This is a genomic window from Bacillus sp. VA13 (assembly GCF_055710085.1).
The window spans coordinates 1455154-1477868 of sequence record NZ_JBVQPP010000001.1; the positions used below are offsets into that span (position 1 = coordinate 1455154).

Genomic DNA, 22715 nt, shown 5'->3' on the forward strand with positions numbered 1-22715 from the left:
ATTGTCTATGCGCATCTGCTGTAAAGCGGCATAGCTGTTAAATGCTCTAAACACTATCATACCATGTTTGGTGTGAAAATGAACCTTTATTATTCGTTTATTAAATCACTTGCTGTGATCAGCACCTCTCGAGGCTTGCTTCCTTTTGCCTCAGAGATCATGCCTTCTGCTTCCATCATATCGATCAGCCTTGCCGCGCGATTGTATCCAATTCTGAATCTTCTTTGCAGACTTGAAGTGCTCGCGCTGTTTTGCTCAACAACAAACTCACACGCTTCGTTAAACAGTTCATCCTCTTCTTTCAAGGCTGATCCTTGTCTTACAAGCTCTTCTTGTTCAAATAAATAGGTTGGCGGCATTTGTTTTCTGACGTGGGAAACAACGCGGTCGATTTCGCGGTCCGATACAAAGTTCCCTTGAAGGCGGACAGGTTTTCCCGAGCCGTTTTCCAAAAAGAGCATATCCCCTTTTCCGAGAAGCTTTTCTGCACCGGCGATGTCAATGATCGTTCGGGAATCAACCTGGCTTGAGACAGAAAATGCGATTCTCGTTGGGATATTCGCCTTAATCAGGCCGGTAATGACATCGACTGACGGCCGCTGGGTTGCGACAAGCAGATGAATTCCGCACGCTCTGGCTTTTTGGGCGATCCGCGCAATGCTCTCTTCCACATCATTTGGAGCCACCATCATCAAATCAGCAAGCTCATCAATAACCACAACTAAATACGGCAGCTTTTCGCCCGTGTGATGATCAGCGGTTAATTGATTAAAGCGGTCAATGTCGCGAACACCTGAATGGGCAAACAGCTCATAGCGCCGCTCCATTTCCTCAACGACCCACTTTAACGCAGCCGTAGCCGCTTTGGCGTCAGTAATGACCGGGCTGACGAGATGAGGAATTTTGTTGTAAGGGGCCAGCTCTACCATTTTCGGATCAATCAGCAGCACCTTTACCTCACTCGGATCGGCTTTATACAGCAGGCTGACTAATATTGTATTGATGCAAACGCTTTTTCCCGAGCCCGTGGCGCCCGCAATCAAACCATGCGGCATTTTCTTTAAGTCGATGACGACAGGGTTCCCTGAGATATCCAATCCCAGCGCAGCCGTGAGCGGTGACTTGCTTGTCCTGAAGGCTGCGCTGCGAATCATCTGGCGCAAATCAACCACCTTGCTCGAGCGGTTTGGCACTTCAATTCCGATCGTGTTTTTCCCCGGAATCGGCGCTTCAATCCGAATATCTCTTGCGGACAGGCTGAGTTTAATATCATCAGATAAGTTGGTGATTTTATTTACCTTTACGCCTGGTTCAGGATGCACTTCAAATCTTGTGACAGACGGCCCCTGGGTCACATGGACCACATTGGCGCGGACATTGAAATTTTTCAGGGTCAAATCAAGAAGCTGACGCTGTTCTTCGATCCACGCAGTATCGTCCTGAACTTGTGCTGGCGGGACATCAAGCAGTGCAACATTCGGAAACACATAACTGCCGCGGCGCTCCTCTGCTTTTTGCTGTTTATGCGTATCTCTTTTCAGCATCATGACATTAAAAGGAACGGACGGCCCTTTTTGAGGAGATGCGCTTCGTTCAGTCCGTTTCTCCTGCATGACAGGCCTTTTTTGCGGCTCCTCTATAGCTGCATGTGGTTCGTTCGCATGGATTTCCTGCCGGTTTTGATAGGCTGCAGCAAACGGTCTGGAACCCTGCTCCAGGCTGTCATTCTGCACCGATTCTGTCTGGCTGTCTGGCTGAACATCTATCTTCGTGTTCTCAGCTTCTCCCGGGATATCGTACTGATTATTTATTATGCTGTCTGATGGCGCTTCTAATTCTTTGGCATCAGTTTCTGCTTGAGTCAGAGCCTCACATGCTGAATGCTCATGATCAGTAAATAAGGAAGGCTCTTCCTGTTGAATTTCCCTTTGCTCTTCTTGAACAGATGGGGTCTCAGCAGCTTCTGCCGCGATTTCGTGATGATTGTTTACTGAGCTGTCTGACGGCTCTTCTGATACTTCAGCCTCAGATACTGCCTCTGTCAGAGACTGAGGTACTGTTTGCTCTTCATCTTGTTCAGCGCGGAACACAGGTTCTTCCAATTCCTCTGGCTGTTGTTCCCTTTGTTCTTCTTGAATCTCAGCCATTGCAGACTTGATGTCTTCACGGCTTACTTCACTGCCTGTAAGGTCTTCTTGTGGCTCAGCCAACGTATCTGCCAGTGTCTCAGGTGCTGTTTGCTCTTCATGTTGTTCACCGCGGAACACAGGCTCTTCCAATTTCTCTGGCTGTTGTTCCCTTTGTTCTTCTTGAATCTCAGCTGTTGCAGACTTGATGTCTTCACGGCTTACTTCGCTGCCTGTAAGGCCTTCTTGTGGCTCAGCCACCGTATCTGTCAGTATCTTAGGTGCTGTTTGCTCTTCATGTTGTCCCGCAGGGAAGAAAGGAGCGTCTTTTTCTGGCTGCTTGTCTGCAGCAGAAGGCACTCTCTTGTCTGACCGCCCTTCGGCTGGGCGCTGCGCCAGCGCTTCTTCACGCCCTGCAGTCGTTCTGTTTAATACGCCAGAAGGTTGTTCTTCGAATTGGCTATCCGGAAAGGGTCGTTCTTTCACGTGCTGTACCGGTCTGTCTGGAGCAGGATAGCTGCGTTCACGTTCAATCTCTTCGGACAGCAGTGTTACTTTCTCTTTTACAGATTTGTCCGGTGCCTTCAATGTTTCAGAAGGCTGTTTCGGCACATCCTTTTTGACGGATGGTTTTTGATTGAATCCATATACAGGCGAAGGGATATTTGTCGGTTTAAACGGTTTCTTCGCCGGCTCTGATGTTTGATATGTATGCTGCTCTGTTTCATCTTTGGGACGTTCTCTGTATGATGCGGCGCTTGGACGAGGTGCGGATTTCGGTTCGTCCGATGGTGCACGGCGCCTTCTCAAGTCTTGATTTTTGTATCCGTCAGGCACGATTGGAAAACGGAACTTGCCTTTTGGATATTCATAATATATTTTAGGATCTTCCAATCTTTTTAATTGTCCTTCAGGATGATGTACTTCTTGTTGCTGCGGAATTTGAGCAGGTTTTTTCTCCCGTTCAGCATTCTCTTCGCTCTCGCCTAAAAACAAATCAAAAAATTTATGAAGCCAACTCATAATTTATCTCTAACTCCCTTATAGTTTTCTGGGACGGTTTTTAGTATACCATTGCTGGTCGGCCCAGAAAAGATTAAGCTTTCAGCAAAATAAAGCCGCTAAACCAGGGCTTAGCGGCTTTTTTCACATGATTCGTTTTTTGGGTCGGATTTATGGGAGTCTAAAACTGAAATGCGTCTCCCGCCTTATGGTCTCCTTCTAGCACCAGAATTCCTTTTTCAGCAGGGGCATCCGGCAAAGCGAGCTCTTTTGCTGAGCAGATCATTCCGCTTGACGGAACGCCGCGAAGCTCTGCATCCTTAATGACAAGTCCGCTCGGCATTACGGCGCCCACTTTGGCAACGACAACTTTTTGGTCTTGGTCAACGTTAGGTGCGCCGCAGACGATCTGAAGCGTTTCTTCTCCTACATTGACTTTACATACGCTTAGTTTATCCGCATTCGGATGTTTTTCTTTTGATTCCACATACCCCACAACAAACTTCGGTGATAAATCAACGACTAATGTTTCTTCAACGCCGTTTCTGCTTAGAATCTCATTCACATCTTGCACGAATGTTTCTGAGAGCGCAACAGGACCGTTTTCATCAATGGTCAAGTAAGTAGACGCATTGAAAATGTTGAAGCCCGTTGTTTCCTTTGTTTCGTTATTGAACATTTTGACGACGTCACCGCGTTTTTCATAGCCTATTTGTTCACGTGTCACATCTTTAAGAGAGATCAGGAGCGTGTCTCCCACACCTTCTTTATTATAAAAAGCGTTCATAAGTAAAAATCCTTTCTAATCCTTTTTCGGACGGCTTTTCGCCAGGATAAACACCGGTTCCAGCTTTCCTTCATTGTACAAAAATGAAAGGGCGGTAATCGGAACGGTGCCGCCTGCAAAGAAGCTCATCGACATTTGTCCTAGAATATCATACCCCGATTCATTCCGGATGTCAGCAAGAATCAGAACGTCCTGATGCGGAACAGAGATTGCCAGCTCACCTTCTGCACGTTGCTTGTACTCATTTAAAACCGCTTCGTTCAGAATCCGGCTGGCGTCGTAACCGTCGTTTGCCCTGAAGAAATAAAAGTAATTACCGGCAACCGTATCCTCTTTGACAACCGTCGGCAGGGAACGGAGATTAAATGCAGCCGTTTCTCTGATCCGTTCTTTTGTCCAGTTTTCTTTCTCAAGCATGCGCTGGTCAATTAAGCGATAGGTTTTCCCAAGATCAAGCGCATAATAAATTCTTGTCTCTGCGGTATGATCGTCATAAATGAGCGGAATATCTTCGCTGGACTTGTCCGGGAAAGAAGTCGAGCGGATAACCGGATAAATGCGGCTTTCTTTTCCGGTCATTTCCTGAGCCTTCCCTTCCATTGCCGTCATTGCTTCGGAGACATAGTACACAATCTCATCAATAGCTTCGTCTTTTTTCAGTTCCCATTTTGCAATAATCGGCGGCAGGTCGAGCGTAATTCCTTTTTTGGTCGTTTGATCCTCAACACGGAGGGTGTCTTTTTCTCTGTCAAACAGAAAGGAGCGATTCTCGTGCTGAAGGCGCTGTTTCAGTATATCTGACAGCTTCCTTGAGGTCATTTTCAAACCGGGTATCCTCCTTTACGCTTTTGCGAGAGAGTCAGTTAAAAACTGTTCAATTTCTTCTTTTGTTTTGCGGTCTTTGCTCACAAAACGATTGACTTCTTTTCCTTCATTAAACACAACAAAGCTTGGGATCCCGTAAATTTCCCACTCTGCACACGTATCAATGAATTTGTCGCGGTCTACGTAGTAGTAAGTGAATTCAGGGAAGTTCGCTTCCAGTTCAGGCAGAAAAGGCTCTACAAAACGGCAATCCGGGCACCAGTCAGCTGAAAACATAAATACCGCCCAATCATCCTTTACCGCTTTTTCCAGCTCTTGAGTTGATTCAATTTTCTTCATTTCATATCCCTCCAGTTGTTTATGTTCTTACATGTTTGTTTATCGATACTCGTCCATTTGGATCATACCAAACTGCTTGCGGCAAAACCACTTATATGCAACGAATGGATATGTAAGATTGGCTTTCCCATTATCATTATCATATTTCATTTGCATTATCAAGCTCGTTTCGTTTAACATCGTGTACATGAGGGTAAAACTTACAGATGGACATACATAAGGAGGGATTCAGTATGGAGTTTATCGTCTATTTAGCAGGAGAAATCCACAGCAATTGGCGTGAGGAAATCAAAGAGAAAACAAAATCACTGAAGCTGCCGATTACGTTTGTCGGCCCGATGGAGAATCATGACCGATCAGACAATATCGGAGAAGAAATTATGGGCGTTCAGCCAAATGCCGTTTTGAAGGATGATAAAGCCTCAGACATGAACAACTTCAGAACCGCCGTCCTGATGAATAAAGCAGACTTTGTGATCGCCCTGTTTGGCGAAAAATACAAACAGTGGAACACGGCAATGGATGCATCATATGCAATCGCAAAAGGAAAACCCCTGATTATTATCCGGCCGGAATCGCTCCACCATCCGTTAAAAGAGCTTTCCAACAAAGCGAATATAACGGTTGAAACCGTGAACCAAGCCATTAAGGCCCTTTCCTATGTATTTGAAACAGAATAAGAAAAAAGCTTGTCGATCCGGGCTTACTGCCCCGTTCAACAAGCTTTCATGAAATCCTACATATTTTCTTTAATCGCATCCACTGTCTGCTTATCGCAGGCTGTTACAAGTTTGATGAGCATTTCTTTAGCAGCAGCATAATCATCAATATGAATGATAGAAGCGTTCGTATGAATGTAGCGGGAACAAATTCCGATAACCGCTGAAGGAACGCCGCTGTTCGAAATATGAACTCTGCCTGCATCTGTTCCCCCGCCTGATACAAAATATTGATATGGAATATCATGTGTTTCCGCCATATCAAGAACAAATTCTCTCATTCCGCGGTGCATGACTGTCGTTCTGTCAAGAATACGGAGCAAAAAGCCTTTTCCAAGCTGGCCAAATTCATTTTTGTCACCGCTCATATCGTTTGCCGGACTGGCGTCAAGCGCGAAAAACAAGTCCGGTTTAATCATATGAGAAGCCGTCTGCGCGCCTCTCAGCCCCACTTCTTCCTGAACCGTTGCACCCGAATAAAGCGTGTTCGGAAGTTCTTTTCCGTGCAATTCCTTCAGAAGTTCTATGCTCAAGCCGCATCCATACCGGTTATCCCACGCTTTTGATAATATTTTCTTTTCATTTGCCATCGTCGTAAACGGACAGACAGGAACAATCTGCTGTCCCGGTTTTATGCCGATTTTGATAGCGTCTTCCTTATCATCCGCTCCGATATCGATCATCATGTTTTTGATATCCATCGGGCGGTTTCGCTGAGCATCTGTCAGCAGATGCGGAGGTATGCTTGAAATCACACCCGGAACCGGCCCGTTATCTGTTTGAATTTCAACTCGCTGTGCAAGCAGCACCTGGCTCCACCAGCCCCCGAGCGTCTGGAACCTGAGCAGCCCGTTGTCTGTGATGGATGTAACCATGAAGCCGACTTCGTCCATATGCCCAGCTACCATGATTCTCGGTGCGCCCTCTGCGCCTTTTCTCACCCCGAAAACACTTCCCAGTCTGTCCTGAACGATGTCATCGGCATATTTGGCAAGCTCCTGCTTCATAAAAGCACGAACCTGATGCTCATTGCCCGGCGCGCCGGGCAGCTGCGTCAGTGTTTGGAAAAGCGCTTTCGTTTCTTGATTCATGTTTTCCCCTCATTTCTATGTAGTCCTTTTATTTTATTAGAAAAAATCAAGTTTTCCAAGCACCCTGACCGAATCTGCTCGATCAGCCGCGTATTGCTTAACAGGATTTGGCGGTTTCTGTATAATGAAAAGTACGATCAACCAGGAGGTGCTTTATTTTGAAATTGCGTCATCTTCTTTTAGGAGCAGGACTTGGCATTTGTACAGCTGTCGTTGTGAAACAATATGTGATGAAGCCTTATATTTCTTCAGAAAAAGCGCTTCGAATCGTAAAATCCGCTTTTAAGCAGCGGGGGCCGATTGATGGATCATGGATTTACACCCAGCCGGAGCCTTATAATGTGAACGGAGAAACAGTACAGGTATACAAAACCGGCATTACACGATCAGCTTTCGGAGAATTAGAGCAGTATGAAGTCATGGTGGATGCGAAAACGGGGATAATTGTAGATGTCATTGATACAATTGCCTCTTAACAAACACCGGACAAGCATAAAATAGAAGCCGCTGCCTATGCAGCGGCTCTTTTTTTATTATATCGCGCGAATCGGTTTATATACCGGATACCACATCGCGTCCTGCACAGCCTGTATGATGTCCTCTGGCTCTTCTGTCGCAACGCCTTCCTTAATTGCAGTTTTAGCGACTTCAACTGCGACGGTTGCCGATACAGTCCGCAAATCCTCTACTTTCGGAAGCATCGGCGCGCCAGGCACCCCGACATTAACCATACTTGCGATCGCGCGGGCACATGCTTCAAACATGCCATCGGTTATTAATTTTGATTTAGTGACAATCGTTCCAAGCCCGAGACCAGGGAATACAAGCGCGTTGTTTGCTTGTCCGATATGGTACGTTACACCGTTATATTCCACTGGCGGGAACGGGCTTCCTGTCGTGATCAGCGCACGGCCTTCTGTCCATTCGATTAAATCCTCGGGTTTTGCTTCAGAAAGAGTTGTCGGATTCGACATCGGCAAAATCGCCGGACGTTTTACGTGTGACGCCATTTCTTTTACAATTTCTTCAGTAAAAGCACCGGAAACCGTAGATGTCCCGATCAGGATCGTCGGTTTTGCCTGCCGAACCACTTCAAGGAGATCAATACCCCCGCCTTCTCCGTTACGCTGATAATCCTTCACTTCATCAGCCGAACGGGCATAAGGCTTTTGGAAATCAAGAAGCTGATCCATATCATCTGTTAACAGCCCGTTTCGGTCTATGCACCAGAAGCGCTGGTATGATTCTTCCTCACTCAGCCCTTCGCGCACCAACGCTTCCCGCAGCTGTTCAGCAATCCCGATTCCTGCCGTTCCTGCTCCGAATATGACGACTCTGTGATCCCTCAGCGGCACTTTAGACGCTTTTGCACAGGATAAGACTGCCGCCAGTGAAACAGCGCCTGTACCTTGGATATCATCATTAAACGTACACACTTTATCTTTATAGCGTTTCAAAATGCTGCGCGCGTTTTTCGCTCCGAAATCCTCCCAGTGCAGCAATGCATTTGGGAATGTTTCTCTCGCCAGCGCAACATAATCGTCAATGAATTGGTCATAGCGTTCCCCGCGCACTCTGGAATGCTGGTTGCCGACATAAAGCGGGTCGTTTAAGAGGCTTTCCTGATTTGTCCCCGCATCTAAAACGACAGCCAGCACTCTGCTCGGATCAATGCCGGCAGCCGCCGTATAAACCGCTAGCTTGCCGATAGAAATCGCGATTCCGCCGACGCCCCAATCTCCGATTCCTAAAATTCCTTCCGCATCAGTTGCAACAATTAAATCGATCGTATCGCTTTGATCTTTATACTGTTTAAATGCTTCTCTCATACCGTCCGGGTCATCGATTGACAGATAGAGCCCTCTTGGTTTTCTGTATTCATGGCTGTATCTCTGGATCGCCGTTCCGACTGTCGGTGTGTAGACAATCGGGAGCATTTCCCCTAAATGGTCATTTAACAGGCGGTAAAACAGCGTTTCATTCCGATCGTGCAGTGCTGTCAAATAGACATTTTTGCTCAAATCGTCAGGCTGTGCGGAATATTGTTCGTATGCTCTTTTCGCCTGATCGTCAATTGTTAATACCTTTGGCGGCAGAAAGCCTTTTAAACCAAGTTCTTTTCTTTCTTCCTCAGTAAAAGCAACACCTTTGTTCAAAAAAGGAACAGAGAGTACTTCAAGGCCTCTTAATGTTGTTTGAATGTCTCCTTCGTTTGTTACTTTGAATTGTTTCACCCTGCCTCTTCCTTTCTGAGCATAATTAGTACTAGGTTTGCATTATTAGCCGGAAAACATGCAGGGTAAACATAAAAATATGCTATCGCTTCATTCGCTTGACTGAATCTTTGATACTTCCATCCTCATTCCATTTAAGCGCGCGATATCCAGCGTCATGATAAAAAATAAACCAAGCGTCTTTTTCGGCTGCGAATGCCTGCCATTTCTGCTTTTGCGGTATAGACGTCATCGGATAATCATCGTAAGCCAGCACCCATAGCGGATTGCGGTGGGCGTGTGTCGGCATCAGATCTGCCATATGTACGGCGGTTTCACCCGCATCCTCGCATATAAGTACACTATGTCCGTCGCTATGGCCTCCGGTGTGATGCATCGTAATCCCCTCTGTAATCGTTAAGGTGTCTTCAAAGGTTTTGACTTGGCCGGCAACAGCCTCCCAGTTTTCTTTCCAATACGTATTTTTCGATCTGATATTTGGATGGCGCATTTCATTCCATTCAACAGCTGATGCATAAATCACTGCATTCGGAAAGACAGAGACGAGCTGTTCTCCCTCATATTCTGTTAAACCGCATGCATGATCGAAATGAAGGTGTGTCATAGCGACTACGTCTATATCAGCAACCGTTAATCCGAGTGCCGCTAATGATGTTTTCACATTCGATTCTTGTGTCACGCCATAGTTTCGTTTTTGTTTATCAGTCAGCTTGCCGAACCCAATTCCGGCGTCAACGATAATATTCAGTCCGTCCTTTTGAATGAGGATAGGGTCTGTCCTTAGTTCAATCTGGTTTTTTTCATTGACTGGATATTTTTTAGACCATAGCGGCTTTGGAACGACGCCGAACATGGCACCTCCGTCCATATGTGTCACGCCTCCGTCAAGCCAGGTTAACGTCATGTTTCCAATTTTCATTGTTTCCATTTTCATCCCCCCTGTCATCATGGTAGCAAACGGCCCATAAAAAAAACAGACTCCTTCAGAGTCTGTTTACGTTCTCCATTCAACTTCAGCCCGATAGATCGGCTGGCCGAGCGCTGAGAATTTTTCTTCATATTCTGTCATAATATTGCCTTCCAGATTGCTGTTATGCAAATCGAGACTTACATATGTCAGCAGCAGGCCATACTCAGAGAAGCTCTTCAAAGAGTATTCAAACAAGCCGCGGTTGTCCGTTTTAAAATGAATCGCTCCGCCTTTTCCCATTACTTCTTCATATTTTTTGAGGAAGTGGGAATACGTCAGACGGCGTTTTTCGTGGCGTTTCTTCGGCCAAGGATCAGAAAAGTTCAAGTAGACCCGTTTAACTTCACCAGGCTCAAACACATCCGTCAGCGTGTCCGCGTCTATATTCAGAAGCTTTACATTCGGCGCTTCGCTGTCTTTTACTTTTTGGACGGCTGTCACGATGACGCTTTTAAATAACTCAATACCAATATAATTGATGTCCGGGTTTTGTTTGGCCATTCCAGAAATGAATTGCCCTTTTCCTGTACCGACCTCGATATGGATCGGATTGTCGTTGCCAAACACTGTGTTCCATTTTCCTTTATAATCAGCAGGATTGCTGATGGCAATATCTGCGTTCTCAGCCAAAAAGTCATCAGCCCAAGGCTTGTGGCGCATTCTCATATGATTGACACCTCTATCTATTATTTCGACTAACAACATACCATGAATTAAAAAGACCCGCAAGATCGTTTTTCCAGTGTGCCTTTTAGGGCCGATGATATAAAAAAAGAGGTTCCCGTCTGTCGGAACACTCCTTTCACATGCATAAAAACGCTCTATTTTGAACAATTTAACCCGTATGATACTGAAGGGATGTGTACCGTTATGGGTTTACATTATGAGCATCAAGTTCATTTATTGAAGGATATATTGACTGACCATCAATTGGATTGCTGCGGAACCGTCGCAGAATACGAGCAGCTTGAGCGTGTGATTAAATCGCTGATGGCAAACACCGAGCTTGATTCAAACTTCAAAAACGTGCTGGAAGATGTTTACCGCTACAGCCAATCAGGAATATCGTCCAAATCCATCGACTCACACATACAAGAGCATCAGAACAGCCTCTCTCAATGGGTAGAGCAAATGGATTCGTATTCCTGATTATTCAACGATACGTTTCATGAGAATATGCAGTTCTTCCATTGCATCATGAAATTCCTTATCATTGCCTTTTGCTTTGTGCCAGGCAATGAAAGTGATTGTTTCCGATAACACATACCAAGCCATTCGTAACCGCAGGCTTTCTGTTAACTCAATGCCGTACATGCTCAGCCAGCTCTCCCAAGCTGGCTTTTCGACGTAGTGGTACAGCAAAGGCCCGAGATCCATCGCCGGATCAGCGATCATGGCGCCGTCCCAGTCAATTAAATACAGCTGGTTGTCTTCAGACAATAGCCAGTTATTATGATTGACATCACAATGGCAAACGACTTTCTCACCGAAATGCACTTCATGCAGATGTTCTTCTAAATACTTGATTCCTTCTTGAATCAGCGGCGAAGATTGCTGCACAGCAAATACAGCCTGCTTCAGCTGAGACAGAAGAGCCCCCGGGTTCAGCGGTTCTTTTCCAAGTCTCTTCAGCATGTCCAGCAAGGCTTTTGATGTGTGTATTTTACGAAGCAATTCAGCAACGGGCCGTCCGCTCATATCTTTGGGCTTCAGCTCTCTGCCGGTCATCCAGTGCTGGGCCGTAATGACGTCCCCATTTTCCATCCGTTTTGTCCAAACCAGCTTCGGAACAATGCCTTCGGCGGATAAAACAGCTAAAAAAGGTGAGCTATTACGTTTTAAAAAAAGCTGCTGCCCGTTATGTTTCGCATAATATGCATCTCCTGTAGCTCCTCCGGCGGGGAAGATCTCCCAATCGCTACCTAGTAATTGTCCCAACCAGTTCATATCAATGTTCAACCCATCATTTCTTAAAATATTTTAGAATAAAGGCTAATCGTCTCCAGTCTATCCAGCGAGTGCCTTTTTCGTACGAATCGTATGAAAATAAAAAAGACAGCTATTGAGAGTCTCATATGCTAATCAATAGCCGTCCTTTAAATTTTAGCGCTATAGCACAAACTTCGTCAAGCAAAACTCTTAAGATCTGATGCTAAATATAAGATAACCGTTCCGATGCCGTTTACCGCAACCGCTTTCTTGATTTCTTTCGGATCATGATGAAGACCTGATGTGTCACATAAAAGCCGGTACGTTTTGTCGTTTGGCAGCTTCCATTCAACGAAGTCCGGACTCGCGTGATGAATGACGATGATGTCTTCCCATTCATCAATCCCGTTAAGGTCATAGAGCCTGAATGCGATAAGGTGTTCTTTTAGCGTTACACATTCAAGATGGCTCTGGATGTCTGCAGCGGAATTGAGACGAAATGCCGGATGCGTTCTTCTCAACGAAATCAGCCTGCGGATATAGTCAACATCTTCTTTGAACGTTTCACGCCGATCCCAATCCAGCTGGTTGATGCTGTCACTGGATTGATAGCTGTTTTCCACTCCCTGCTTCGTCCGGAAAAATTCCTGTCCGCTATGAATGAATGGCACCCCTTGGGCCAGCAAGATAATCGCGGCTGCCAGCCTTTGCCTGCTTCTTTTTCGGCTGTCAGTTTCTTGAGAAAGCGCAAGGCCCATTTTATCCCAAAAGGTGTGATTGTCGTGTGACTCAACATAATTGATGGACTGGCTGGGTTCAGGAACAATTGGTGCTAATGCCTTCCATCCGGAAGAGCCGGCTATCCCGTGCATAACGTTTCCCGCTGCTTCACCGCTTCCGAGCGCAAATCCCGCTGCCGTGAGGTGAAAGGTGTTCCCTTTCACAGCGTCACGAAACATATCATTAAAAAAACCGATGCCCGGTATTTTTGTAGCGTTCGCCAAGATCGCTTTTTGTTCATGCGGCAGAGGTGTTGCCAAATCCCATCCTTCTCCAAAAAGCAGGATTCCAGGCTTTACTGCAGTTGCTTTTTCTTTTATATAAAGAACGGTATCGATATCTAAAATGCCGAGCAGATCAAAGCGGAAGCCGTCAGCATCGTATTCCTCAATCCAGTAGATGACGCAATCCGCAATGAATTTTCTCGCCATCCGTCTTTCTGACGCAATGTCATTGCCAACGCCGGTGCCGTTTGACGGCATCCCAAATTCGTCATGCCGGAAAAAATAACCTGGCACTGTCTTTTCAAAAGGTGAATTCTCCCTCTCGTACACGTGATTAAAGACGACATCCAGAATGACTCGCAGTCCATGCTGATGAAGGGTTTTGATCATTTGTTTTAACTCTGTTTTTCTTGTTTGAGGATCATGAGGGTTTGAGGCATAGCTTCCCTCCGGGGCAAAAAAATGAAGCGGGTTATATCCCCAATTGTAAGCATCAAGCGGCTTCTCTTCATTAACTCCGGCAAAATCATTCACCGGCAGAAGCTCTACATGTGTAATGCCTAGCTCTTTTATATACGCCAGTCCGGAAGAGCAGCCGTTTGTGGTTTGCGTATCTGTTTCCGTCAGCGCTAAGTATTTTCCCTTGTTTTTCATACCGCTGTTTTCATGGATGGAGAAGTCGCGGATGTGCATCTCATAGATGACAGCATCCACAGGGTTTGAGAATGGTTTAAGCTTGTCAGCCCATTTCATTTGATCCGGGCGCAGGACGACACCCTTCTCTCCATTTACTGTCACTGCCTTTGCATACGGGTCAACCGTTTCCGCCCATACTGAATTGTTGCAGATGCAGAACACATACTCATACCCGTGGAGATCACCGTTGACAGTAACGGTATAGACGCCTTTGTCCATCCGAATCATTTGGAATATGCGCCCGCGTTTATTCGGATGTGAGAGCTTGACAGCAGCTGAGGTTGCGGCAGGCGCCCATACTTTAAATTCAGTATAATCCGCAGTATAAACAGCCCCCAGCTCTCCGTCGTAATAAAATGAATCATCAAACGTATCCATCCGGATGACCGCGCCAATTTGGAGATCCGTTTTGTCGCCGCTGGACGCTCTGACGGCATGTATTTTTCCGAATGTCACTGGACGGTCAGATACGCAGACGTACTTGTATGTTGCTTCAAGGCGGCATTCCTCCCTGACAGCCAGAGGAAAATCGGTTGTTTCTGTCTCAAGCCGAAACGGCGGTTTGATGATTTCTTTTTGTTCAGCAGGAATCAGAACGGTAATGATATTCATATCATCGACATACGCTTCGAAGCTGCGGCGGATGCTGACCATTGGAAGCTCTCTCCTCCAAACACGTTTATGTTTTAATCCTTAGGGGTGAAGGACTCGATGCCAGACGAAACGGGGTGGTGCCCATGATTTCTCCGTCAGCATGGAACGGAATTTTGTCCTTCGTATAAAACGTAATGTCCTTTGCTTTAAACATCGTAACGCCATCCATCTTTGTATGTTTTCCAAATGCCATCAGACATAAAAGCCAATATTTTTTCAAAAACGGCTGATTTTCAACGATCACGATATCAAAAGCCTTCTCGCGCGGATTTGCAAGCGGCGCCGCCTTCATGCCGCCCCCGTAAAACGGATGGTTGGATACAACCGCAAACCAGACATCATGAAATTCTTGTGTTTCTCCTTCTATTGTACAAGCTATTGAAAACGGCTTAAAGGTCACCGAGGCGTGCAAATGGGAAAGCGGATACACAAGAAATCGAAGGCGAAGAAAAAGAAAAAACCGTCTCAACGGAAATTCCATCGCCTTTTTATTGACATATGCGTCAAACCCGATCCCGATATGATTCATAAAATAAAGAATCTGAGATTTATCCTGAAGGAAATTAACGCTCCCTAAATGAAAGGTTCGGGTTAACGGACGCTTTACCTTCTTGATTTCCTGTATCAGATCGTTTTTTTTAACAGAGAATCCTCTCGAAAAATCATTATACGCGCCCGCCGGCACGAAGCTCAGTTCAATATCGTCAACATCTTTCAGCCCGTTGACAACTTCATGCATGGTTCCGTCTCCGCCAATGACGATCAGGCGCTTCAGCTTATATTCCTGTATCGTTGAAATCTGCCTGGCGAGCACCTCAGCGTGCCCCGGGTGTTCAGTTAAAAATGAGCGGTGCTCGACCTTTCGTTTGATCAATTCCTTTTGAATGGACTTCCAAACACGCAGGCCGTTTCGATGCCCTGCTGTCGGATTAATAATAAAAAACCAATGGCTCATCTTTCTCACCTGCTTATGTTATGAGAAAACCGCTCAAATCGTTCTCTTTTACTCCAGCCACTCTTGTCTGCGATAGGAGTCAGACATGCAGTAAGACAATAGAGCCTTTGCTGCCTTTACCTGATGATGTTTAATCGGAGCACTGTTTTTCTTCTGCCGCTCAATCCATTCCTCCGCGCCCCGCTTATCTGCTATTTCTAAGCCGTATGGCGGTTCCGGGTAATCGATGTACGACGTTCTGCTCAGAAGCAATTTTCGAACTGGAATTTCAGCCTGTTTTTCCTTTATGATCTTTGACACAACGGAGTCCGTGCGAAACAGGCTCAGCCCCGGATTTAACACTGATGCAGCCTGAGAGGCTGTCTTCTTCTCCCAAAAACGATTTTTAGACCCGATGTAGACACTGTCTTCCTCCGCCTCTAAAAAAGAAACGCAATAAATGGTAAGCGGGGAAATAATCACAATGCTTAATTCAACCGCCGCCTGCTGAATTTGCAGCACAGGCTTATACATAATGAAATAAGAATCAGGCAGCTGCTGGGTCAGATAACGCAAAATGCGGTCCTGCTTCACCTGGTTTGAGAGATGTGATATTTCTGAAAGAGTAGAGCTTGCCCATTTAAGCTGAAAGTCATATAAATGTCTCTTATAAAAAGAAGCAAGCGCCATCCTGCTCTTCGGCAGCCTTACATGTAAATCGTCTTCTTCCTCAAACCATCGGTGTCTCTCTTCTTGTATATCGGCTTTTATCTCTTCTTTTCTTCTTTTCAATGAAAATTTTTTTCGTTTCTGCACCGGTTCCGGCTCTTCGGCACTGGCTTGTCTTTCTTCATGCTGGCGCTCCGCTGCTTCTAATAGTGAAAGCCAGCGCTCTTTTTTCAGCCGTACAAACTGGTTGATATAATGGTACGGATCAAGCTCATATCTCGATATATAATCATGAATTTTGATGATTTGTGCCATGTTCGTTTCTCCACTCCGCAATGAATTAAGATAAATGAAATTTGAATATTTCCTCGTATTTTGGTGATTGGTTCAAGTGTATTTGAAAGAGCGAAAACCGTTCAGCCATCATCGAAACCTCGCCGCTTTCAAACGGAACATGTGCCGGAAATCCTTCTTCGCCTGTCCATTTTCTAGCCAGCGTCATATGAGGGTGATACGGTCTTTTTTCCACTTGAAAGCCGGCTTGAAGAACAGCCTGTTTCGTATGTTCCCGCAATAGTTCAAGCGTTCTGTTTTTCTTTGGCTCCAGATGTAAAACACGCGGCCTTCTGCGGTCGCCGAATACATCTATTTTGCCAAACTCAATCGGAAACGGATCGGTTTCTGAAGCAATCGCAGCTAGTGAGCCTTCAAGCTGCTGGATTTGTGTCTCATCCGCCGCTCCGAGAAAAATCAACGTGATATGGTAGTCAAGCGGGTGCACCCATTTTTGAAACGTCAAAACCGGCTCGTTTTTCGCAGCTTGGTAAATCGGATTCGCGATTCTCTCAGGAATGGGAACACCGATGAAATAATGAGGCCGTATATCTGGCATCCGTCTGATACTCCCTTCTTTGACAGCTATTATTTTATCAATAAAGAGGCTGTGCGAATAGAGGAACAGTGTATGAAAACACTCTCGCACAAACGTTTATTATGTTAGGATATTATATGACACTTGTTTTATTCAGAAAGGAATGACAATGTTGAAAATCGTTGAAAATACAGCCGATTTGATAGGAGATACACCGCTTGTGAGATTAAATCGGCTTCAGCCAGAAAACGCGGCACAAGTCTATTTAAAGCTTGAATTCTTCAATCCGAGCGGCAGTGTGAAAGACAGAGCCGCTTATCAGATGATCATAGAAGCAGAACAAAACGGTTTGCTCAAGCCGGGCTCCGTTATTATAGAGCCGACAAGCGGAAATACCGGAATCGGGCTCGCCATGAATGCGGCAGCACGCGGCTACAAAGCGATCCTCGTCATGCCTGATACGATGACGAAGGAACGGATCAACCTACTTAAAGCTTACGGCGCAGAGGTTGTATTAACACCTGGAGCGGAAAGAATGCCGGGCAGCATCAAAAAAGCGAAGGAGCTTGCCGAACAAATTCCGAACAGCTATATTCCAATGCAATTCGATAACACTGCCAATCCTGATGCGCACCGGAAAACAACGGCGCCTGAAATTGCCCGGGCAATAGAGGAAATCGGAAAACCGCTCGGCGCTTTTGTAGCCTCTTCCGGAACGGGCGGAACCATTACCGGAACAGGTGAAGCGCTCAAAGAGTTTTTTCCGGATATCACGGTTCATGTTGTCGAGCCTGCGGGTTCGCCTGTATTATCCGGAGGAAAACCCGGCGCACATAAGCTTGTAGGGACGAGTCCGGGCTTTATTCCTCCAATCTTAAATCAAGAGGTATATGATGAAATCATCAAAATCTCTGATGAAGACGCCTATGCGACGACAAGACGCCTCGCTGCTGAAGAAGGAATTCTTGTCGGCCCTTCGTCAGGCGCTGCATGCTTCGCGGCAATCGAAACAGCGAAACGCCTCTCTCCTGACCAAGTTGTGGTCTGCATGACAGCCGATACGGGAGAACGGTATTTATCAACTGATTTATGGTCATTTGTTTAAAAAAGGACAGGCTTCAGAAGAAGCCGGTCCTTTTATTTTGCAAGTTCATAGATCGCCTGCGCATATAAAGCTGTCGATCTAAGCAAATCATCGATTTCGATATATTCATCCTTTTGATGTGCGCTGTCAGGACGTCCGGGGAACAGCGGGCCGAACGCGACACCGGCTTTTAAAGATCTAGCATAAGTCCCCCCGCCGATTGAGATTAAATCAGCTTTTTTGCCCAACTGGCCTTCATAAACCTTTTGAAGGGTTTTGACTAACGGATGGTCTGCTGACACGTGATGCGGCTTGCTGTCTTTGAATTCTCCCAGCTCAAATTCAGATGCGCTTTCGAATGCATCGCGGATCGCTTTGCTTTCTGCGGTAACAGGATAGCGGATATTGATACCGAGCTCGCCTCCTTGCCCTTCCGTATAGCGCAGTGTCCCGACATTTAATGTCAGCTCCCCGCTAATGTCATCCTCACAGTCGATATTCAGTTTCTTCCCTCTCGTATCGTCTGAAAACTTGTCTGTCACGACTTGCACAAACCGCTGTCCTGCTTCATCAAGCTTAGCCTGCTGCAGAAATTTGCACAATAAAAGGCCGGCATTGATCCCATTGTTCGGTTCCATCGCATGGCAGGAAAGCCCGTACATACGCAAAATGAGCTGTCCGTTTTCTATTTCAGCTTCCCCTTTTTGATCTGTCGTGCGCAGCATGTCTTTAAATGAAGCAAGAATCTCTTCTTTTTTCGGCCCTTCAATGACAGCTTCCGCAGCATCAGGCACCATGTTCAAGCGAAGGCCTGACTGAAATGAGACAAGCACTGTTTCTGAATCGGCTTGGTTTGAGCGGTGCGGGATCAGTAGTGAGGCATCAATGATCCCTTTTTCCGCGTTAATAATTGGAAAATCGGCGTCAGGCGCAAATCCCAGCGTTGGCATTTCTTCATGCTTGAAATAATGCTCCACACATCTCCAATCGCTTTCTTCATCTGTTCCGATAATGATTCTGACACGCTTGGACAGCGGCAGATTCATATCTTTCACGATTTTCAGCGCGTAGAACGCAGCCATCGTCGGACCTTTATCATCAATGGCGCCTCTTGCATAAATCCGTCCGTTACGGATATCAGCTGAAAACGGATCACTCGTCCACCCATCTCCTGGCGGCACGACGTCAACATGGCAAAGTACGCCAACAATGTCATCGCCTTCGCCCCATTCAATATGGCCCGCAAAGCCGTCAAGATTTTTTGTTGTAAAGCCTTCTTTTTCTCCGAGCTTCAACAATGAAGTCAAGCTGGCATTTACTCCTTCTCCAAACGGCTTGCCAGGTCCGGCGGTTGTTTCGTCCATTACACTGTTGATTCTCAAAAATTCCTGCGTATCACGAATTAGATCCTCTTTTTTTCTAATCACTTCGACTTCCCAGTTCATAACGATCCCCTTTCCGCAAGAAATGACTTGCAAAAACAAAATAAAACGAATAATATTAATGGTGTTTTGTTAAAACGTTCGTAATTGGAGGATACTATGTTTCATCTAAAAGAGCAGCAAACATCCATAAAGCAAGAAATCATAGCAGGACTGACCACCTTTTTCACAATGGTCTATATCGTCGTGGTTAATCCGGTCATTCTGGCTAATGCCGGAGTTCCTTTCGACCAGGTTTTCACCGCAACGATTATTGCCTCCATTGTCGGAACGCTGTGGATGGCCCTGGCAGCAAATTACCCGATTGCTATTGCGCCCGGCATGGGTTTGAACGCTTATTTAGCCTTTCATGTCGTAAGTGCAAGCGATGGGGGCATTACGTACGCAACAGCTTTCAGCGCCGTATTTACAGCAGGGGTTCTCTTCATTATTCTATCGTTAACGCCTTTAAGAAAACAACTTATAGAAGCGATTCCAAACAATTTAAAATACGGGATCACAACAGGGATCGGGCTGTTTATTGCTTTTATCGGTTTGCGGCAGGCGGGAATTGTGGCTGCTGATGAGTCAAACCTGGTTACTCTCGGCAATCTGCATTCACCTGGGGTTATTTTAACGCTGGTCGGCCTTCTGATCAGTGTAGTCTTAATGGTGCTGAATGTCAGCGGCGCCTTATTCATCGGAATGGCAGCTACCGCTTTGATTGCTTTTTTTACCGGGCAGCTGCATTTTTCAAAGGGCTTTATGTCGCTTCCTCATTTGCCGGACGGATTGATCATCTCTAATCCGTTTTCCGCTTTTGGAGATGTCGTTCATCACGGCCTGTACGCTGTCGTCTTTTCTTTTCTATTGGTCACGATTTTTGATACGACCGGCACGATGATCGGTGTTGCCGAGCAAGCCGGGCTGATGAAGAACAACAAGCTGCCGAACGTGCGAAAAGCACTGCTTGCAGATTCAACGGCGACGACAGTAGGAGCTGTTTTCGGCACGAGTCCGACAACTGCATTTATCGAATCTTCCGCTGGTGTCGCAGCCGGGGGAAGAACGGGGCTTACGGCTTTGACTGTTGCGGTGATGTTTGGGATCTCAATGTTTTTCAGTCCGCTAGTCAGCGCCTTATCCGGCATAGCCGCCATCACCTCTCCTGCTTTGATTATTGTCGGCAGCCTGATGATGAGCTCAGTTTCCAATATGAATTGGAAAGAGATGGACGAGGCATTTCCTGCGTTTCTCGTCATTCTGGCCATGCCTCTGACATCAAGCATTTCTACAGGAATTGCGCTTGGCTTTATTTCGTATCCGATCGTAAAAGCAGCGCGTGGAAAATGGAGAGAGATTCATCCGCTCGTCATCGTTTTCGCCATTCTGTTTTTCATCCAGCTGTTTATTTTATAACATAGACAAAAAACCCAGACGTCAGCCGTTTGGGTTTTTTTTATGTAAACAATAAAGAGACAGCGGCCGCTACAAAACAAAAGGCGGCAAACGCATAGTGCAGGGTGTTGATACAGCTTTTTCTGGCCCGGTAATACTCATCACTTTCCTTATCGGCGCCAATTAAAAAAGGGGCATCCATGACCTTGTCAAAGATAAGTGTAAGGATATAACGGCAAACGCCTGTATACACCAGCAGCGCAATCAGCTTCAGCCAGATAGGGGAGACAAATATTAGAACGGTGAAAGCTGACAATAGCATGTACATCTGCCTCGCATACTCGCCATTCCTCAGCGTGACTTTAAAAAACAATTCCTTATAGCCAGTCAAGATCGTTCGTCTTTTAAATATCCTTTTTGAATTCCGGTATAATAATGGCTTTCTTCTCAGCCTGTCCTTTACTTTCGGGATTCCCGCCTCCTGGCTCATCATCATCACAAGCCCGGCAAGCGCAAGCCTGCTTTTTTTCTCTTCAGTCACCTCTGCTTCAAAAGCCGAGAACAAAGCTGTCTTTTTCCAACCGCGGACGAATGCAAAAATCAAAAACAAAATGCCAATGAGCGCAAGCAAACGCCATTCAGTGAATACGATCAGGACAGCAGAGCCAGAGAAAAGAACGGCTCTGAAAAGAATTTCGGCAATCCGTCTTGAAATGGAACACGGCTTTCTGATCCTGTCTTGCTTTAAGGCTAAAAAGGTTGTATGAAGGCCAAACAGGTAGCTCAATAGAGCCGTACTTTCTGCCAATGTGATGTGACTGATAAAGGGAAGAACAATGAAAAAGAGCAGCAGCCATTTGGCCAGCGTGACCAAAAAAGAATACATCAGCGCGTACTGTTTGAGCTGATAGATTATCTCTTTCTTTTGCAGCAAAAACACTTTGTCTGCTTCCATTAAAAACGTATGGATTGAGCCTGTGCACACGATCAGCACACACACAGCGTACAGCCATCTCCATTCCATCATTTCAGACCACTCATAAAAAAGGCCTCTTCCGTTCATCAAATCGATATACTGATAGATGACAAAAGCAAGCGCCGGCAAAACAATGTAGAGAGCGACTGTCCAGTCAATGACCGCATGGAATACTTTAAACTGATACCTGTAATAGTCAAACAGCCTTCGAAAAAAGAGCGTACGCCCGTTCATGGCTGATCACCTTGGACCGCCTTATAAAAACAGTCAAGCAATGACTGCCCCTCTAATCTAGTCTGGCCCTGAATATCTTTTAACGTGCCTTGGAGAAATAAAGAACCTTTCTCCATCATGTAAAACCGGTCGCAAATTTTTTCTGCGGTATCAAGTACGTGGGTACACATGAGAATACCGGCTCCCCGATCTTTTTCTGCCATAAGCATGTCCACAAAACGTTTTGTCGATATCGGATCAAGGCCGATAAATGGTTCATCAATCACATACATATCCGGCTTAGAGAGAAAAGCCTGGATAAGCATCAGTTTTTGCTGCATGCCTTTTGAAAAGGTGACAGGCAGCTCGTGCATGACATGGTCAAGCGAAAACGTCTGCAGCAGGCGTTCGGCCCGATGTGCAAATTCACTCTCCTCAATCCCGCGGAGCGTGCTGATCAGATCCAAATGCTCCCACAGCGTCAGTTCTTCGTAAAAGGACGGATGCTCCGGAATATATGCAAATGAACAGTCGTTCCAGGCAATATGCCCTTTAAAGTCTTCTGAGAGGCCGAGTATCGCCTTGATTGCGGTGCTTTTTCCGGCGCCGTTAGCTCCGATTAGCCCGACTAGCTCCCCTTTTCCGACTTCCAAAAAAACATCGGTGAGCACTTTTTTTCGGCTTGTATACCCTGCCTGTTCTATTGAAGCTTCAAGCAATTTTGTCAAATCTCACCCACCTCCAAAATTTACTACGAAACAGAATAAAAAAAG

Annotated in this window: 22 protein-coding genes; 5 read left to right on the forward strand and 17 right to left on the reverse strand. The window is 46.0% G+C overall.

Annotated elements, in window-relative coordinates:
* Positions 1 to 89 precede the first annotated feature (89 nt).
* The 5 genes from AC0C66_RS07540 to AC0C66_RS07560 all read right to left on the reverse strand — a co-directional run bounded on the left by AC0C66_RS07540 (position 90) and on the right by AC0C66_RS07560 (position 5235).
* On the reverse strand, positions 90 to 3149 hold the full coding sequence (locus AC0C66_RS07540) for a DNA translocase FtsK (RefSeq protein ID WP_461845655.1): 3060 nt from the start codon (positions 3147 to 3149) through the stop codon (positions 90 to 92).
* A 160-nt stretch (positions 3150 to 3309) separates the two neighbouring features.
* The gene (gene ytpR / locus AC0C66_RS07545) at positions 3310 to 3915 is read right to left on the reverse strand and encodes a YtpR family tRNA-binding protein (protein WP_072182006.1); all 606 of its coding nucleotides are present in this window, start codon (positions 3913 to 3915) and stop codon (positions 3310 to 3312) included.
* 15 nt (positions 3916 to 3930) lie between these two features.
* A complete protein-coding gene (locus AC0C66_RS07550) occupies positions 3931 to 4740 on the reverse strand; it encodes a DUF1444 domain-containing protein (RefSeq protein WP_003223439.1) in 810 nt (269 codons plus the stop codon).
* Between the two features lie 15 nt (positions 4741 to 4755).
* Positions 4756 to 5079, reverse strand: a complete 324-nt coding sequence (locus tag AC0C66_RS07555; protein WP_003237915.1) for a thioredoxin family protein — start codon at positions 5077 to 5079, stop codon at positions 4756 to 4758.
* Between the two features lie 39 nt (positions 5080 to 5118).
* The gene (locus tag AC0C66_RS07560) at positions 5119 to 5235 is read right to left on the reverse strand and encodes a hypothetical protein (protein WP_014114803.1); all 117 of its coding nucleotides are present in this window, start codon (positions 5233 to 5235) and stop codon (positions 5119 to 5121) included.
* Between the two features lie 77 nt (positions 5236 to 5312).
* On the opposite strand from AC0C66_RS07560, the gene AC0C66_RS07565 reads away from it, so the two are divergent.
* The gene (locus AC0C66_RS07565) at positions 5313 to 5759 is read left to right on the forward strand and encodes a YtoQ family protein (protein ID WP_003237917.1); all 447 of its coding nucleotides are present in this window, start codon (positions 5313 to 5315) and stop codon (positions 5757 to 5759) included.
* Positions 5760 to 5815: 56 nt separating this feature from the next.
* On the opposite strand, the gene AC0C66_RS07570 is transcribed toward AC0C66_RS07565, so the two are convergent.
* The gene (locus tag AC0C66_RS07570; RefSeq protein WP_061186783.1) at positions 5816 to 6889 is read right to left on the reverse strand and encodes a M42 family metallopeptidase; all 1074 of its coding nucleotides are present in this window, start codon (positions 6887 to 6889) and stop codon (positions 5816 to 5818) included.
* Between the two features lie 158 nt (positions 6890 to 7047).
* Between AC0C66_RS07570 and AC0C66_RS07575 the strand changes: the two genes are divergently transcribed.
* Entirely contained in the window at positions 7048 to 7365 is a 318-nt protein-coding gene (locus tag AC0C66_RS07575; protein ID WP_014114805.1) for a PepSY domain-containing protein, read from the forward strand.
* Positions 7366 to 7422: 57 nt separating this feature from the next.
* On the opposite strand, the gene AC0C66_RS07580 is transcribed toward AC0C66_RS07575, so the two are convergent.
* The 3 genes from AC0C66_RS07580 to trmB all read right to left on the reverse strand — a co-directional run bounded on the left by AC0C66_RS07580 (position 7423) and on the right by trmB (position 10759).
* Positions 7423 to 9123: an NAD-dependent malic enzyme gene (locus AC0C66_RS07580; protein ID WP_014114806.1), complete on the reverse strand. Its 1701-nt coding sequence runs from the start codon at positions 9121 to 9123 to the stop codon at positions 7423 to 7425.
* 82 nt (positions 9124 to 9205) lie between these two features.
* Positions 9206 to 10051, reverse strand: a complete 846-nt coding sequence (locus AC0C66_RS07585; protein ID WP_176364381.1) for a YtnP family quorum-quenching lactonase — start codon at positions 10049 to 10051, stop codon at positions 9206 to 9208.
* 66 nt (positions 10052 to 10117) lie between these two features.
* Positions 10118 to 10759: a tRNA (guanosine(46)-N7)-methyltransferase TrmB gene (trmB, locus tag AC0C66_RS07590; protein ID WP_014114808.1), complete on the reverse strand. Its 642-nt coding sequence runs from the start codon at positions 10757 to 10759 to the stop codon at positions 10118 to 10120.
* Between the two features lie 204 nt (positions 10760 to 10963).
* Here trmB and AC0C66_RS07595 point away from each other — a divergent pair, with 204 nt between their 5' ends.
* Positions 10964 to 11242, forward strand: a complete 279-nt coding sequence (locus AC0C66_RS07595; protein ID WP_003237926.1) for a YtzH-like family protein — start codon at positions 10964 to 10966, stop codon at positions 11240 to 11242.
* Here the strand turns inward: AC0C66_RS07595 and AC0C66_RS07600 are convergent, their stop codons facing one another.
* The 5 genes from AC0C66_RS07600 to thpR form a co-directional block, all read right to left on the reverse strand.
* The gene (locus AC0C66_RS07600; RefSeq protein WP_003223423.1) at positions 11243 to 12040 is read right to left on the reverse strand and encodes a phosphotransferase family protein; all 798 of its coding nucleotides are present in this window, start codon (positions 12038 to 12040) and stop codon (positions 11243 to 11245) included.
* A 179-nt stretch (positions 12041 to 12219) separates the two neighbouring features.
* Positions 12220 to 14376 carry a type I pullulanase gene (pulA, locus tag AC0C66_RS07605; protein ID WP_461845656.1) on the reverse strand — a complete coding sequence of 719 codons (2157 nt, stop codon included), beginning with the start codon at positions 14374 to 14376 and terminating at the stop codon, positions 12220 to 12222.
* Positions 14377 to 14401: 25 nt separating this feature from the next.
* Positions 14402 to 15331 carry a YegS/Rv2252/BmrU family lipid kinase gene (locus tag AC0C66_RS07610; RefSeq protein ID WP_072182003.1) on the reverse strand — a complete coding sequence of 310 codons (930 nt, stop codon included), beginning with the start codon at positions 15329 to 15331 and terminating at the stop codon, positions 14402 to 14404.
* 48 nt (positions 15332 to 15379) lie between these two features.
* A complete protein-coding gene (locus AC0C66_RS07615) occupies positions 15380 to 16294 on the reverse strand; it encodes a hypothetical protein (RefSeq protein ID WP_072182002.1) in 915 nt (304 codons plus the stop codon).
* Between the two features lie 25 nt (positions 16295 to 16319).
* Entirely contained in the window at positions 16320 to 16871 is a 552-nt protein-coding gene (thpR, locus tag AC0C66_RS07620; RefSeq protein WP_061186786.1) for an RNA 2',3'-cyclic phosphodiesterase, read from the reverse strand.
* 148 nt (positions 16872 to 17019) lie between these two features.
* On the opposite strand from thpR, the gene cysK reads away from it, so the two are divergent.
* On the forward strand, positions 17020 to 17955 hold the full coding sequence (cysK, locus tag AC0C66_RS07625; protein WP_014114813.1) for a cysteine synthase A: 936 nt from the start codon (positions 17020 to 17022) through the stop codon (positions 17953 to 17955).
* 32 nt (positions 17956 to 17987) lie between these two features.
* Here cysK and pepV read toward each other — a convergent pair whose 3' ends face one another.
* Positions 17988 to 19379 carry a dipeptidase PepV gene (pepV, locus tag AC0C66_RS07630; RefSeq protein WP_014114814.1) on the reverse strand — a complete coding sequence of 464 codons (1392 nt, stop codon included), beginning with the start codon at positions 19377 to 19379 and terminating at the stop codon, positions 17988 to 17990.
* A 96-nt stretch (positions 19380 to 19475) separates the two neighbouring features.
* Here pepV and pbuO point away from each other — a divergent pair, with 96 nt between their 5' ends.
* A complete protein-coding gene (gene pbuO / locus AC0C66_RS07635; protein ID WP_041521042.1) occupies positions 19476 to 20774 on the forward strand; it encodes a hypoxanthine/guanine permease PbuO in 1299 nt (432 codons plus the stop codon).
* A 40-nt stretch (positions 20775 to 20814) separates the two neighbouring features.
* On the opposite strand, the gene AC0C66_RS07640 is transcribed toward pbuO, so the two are convergent.
* Entirely contained in the window at positions 20815 to 21963 is a 1149-nt protein-coding gene (locus AC0C66_RS07640) for an ABC transporter permease (RefSeq protein ID WP_472973522.1), read from the reverse strand.
* Positions 21960 to 22670: an ABC transporter ATP-binding protein gene (locus AC0C66_RS07645; RefSeq protein ID WP_461845657.1), complete on the reverse strand. Its 711-nt coding sequence runs from the start codon at positions 22668 to 22670 to the stop codon at positions 21960 to 21962. Before AC0C66_RS07645 ends, AC0C66_RS07640 begins: the two co-directional genes overlap by 4 nt.
* Positions 22671 to 22715 lie beyond the last annotated feature (45 nt).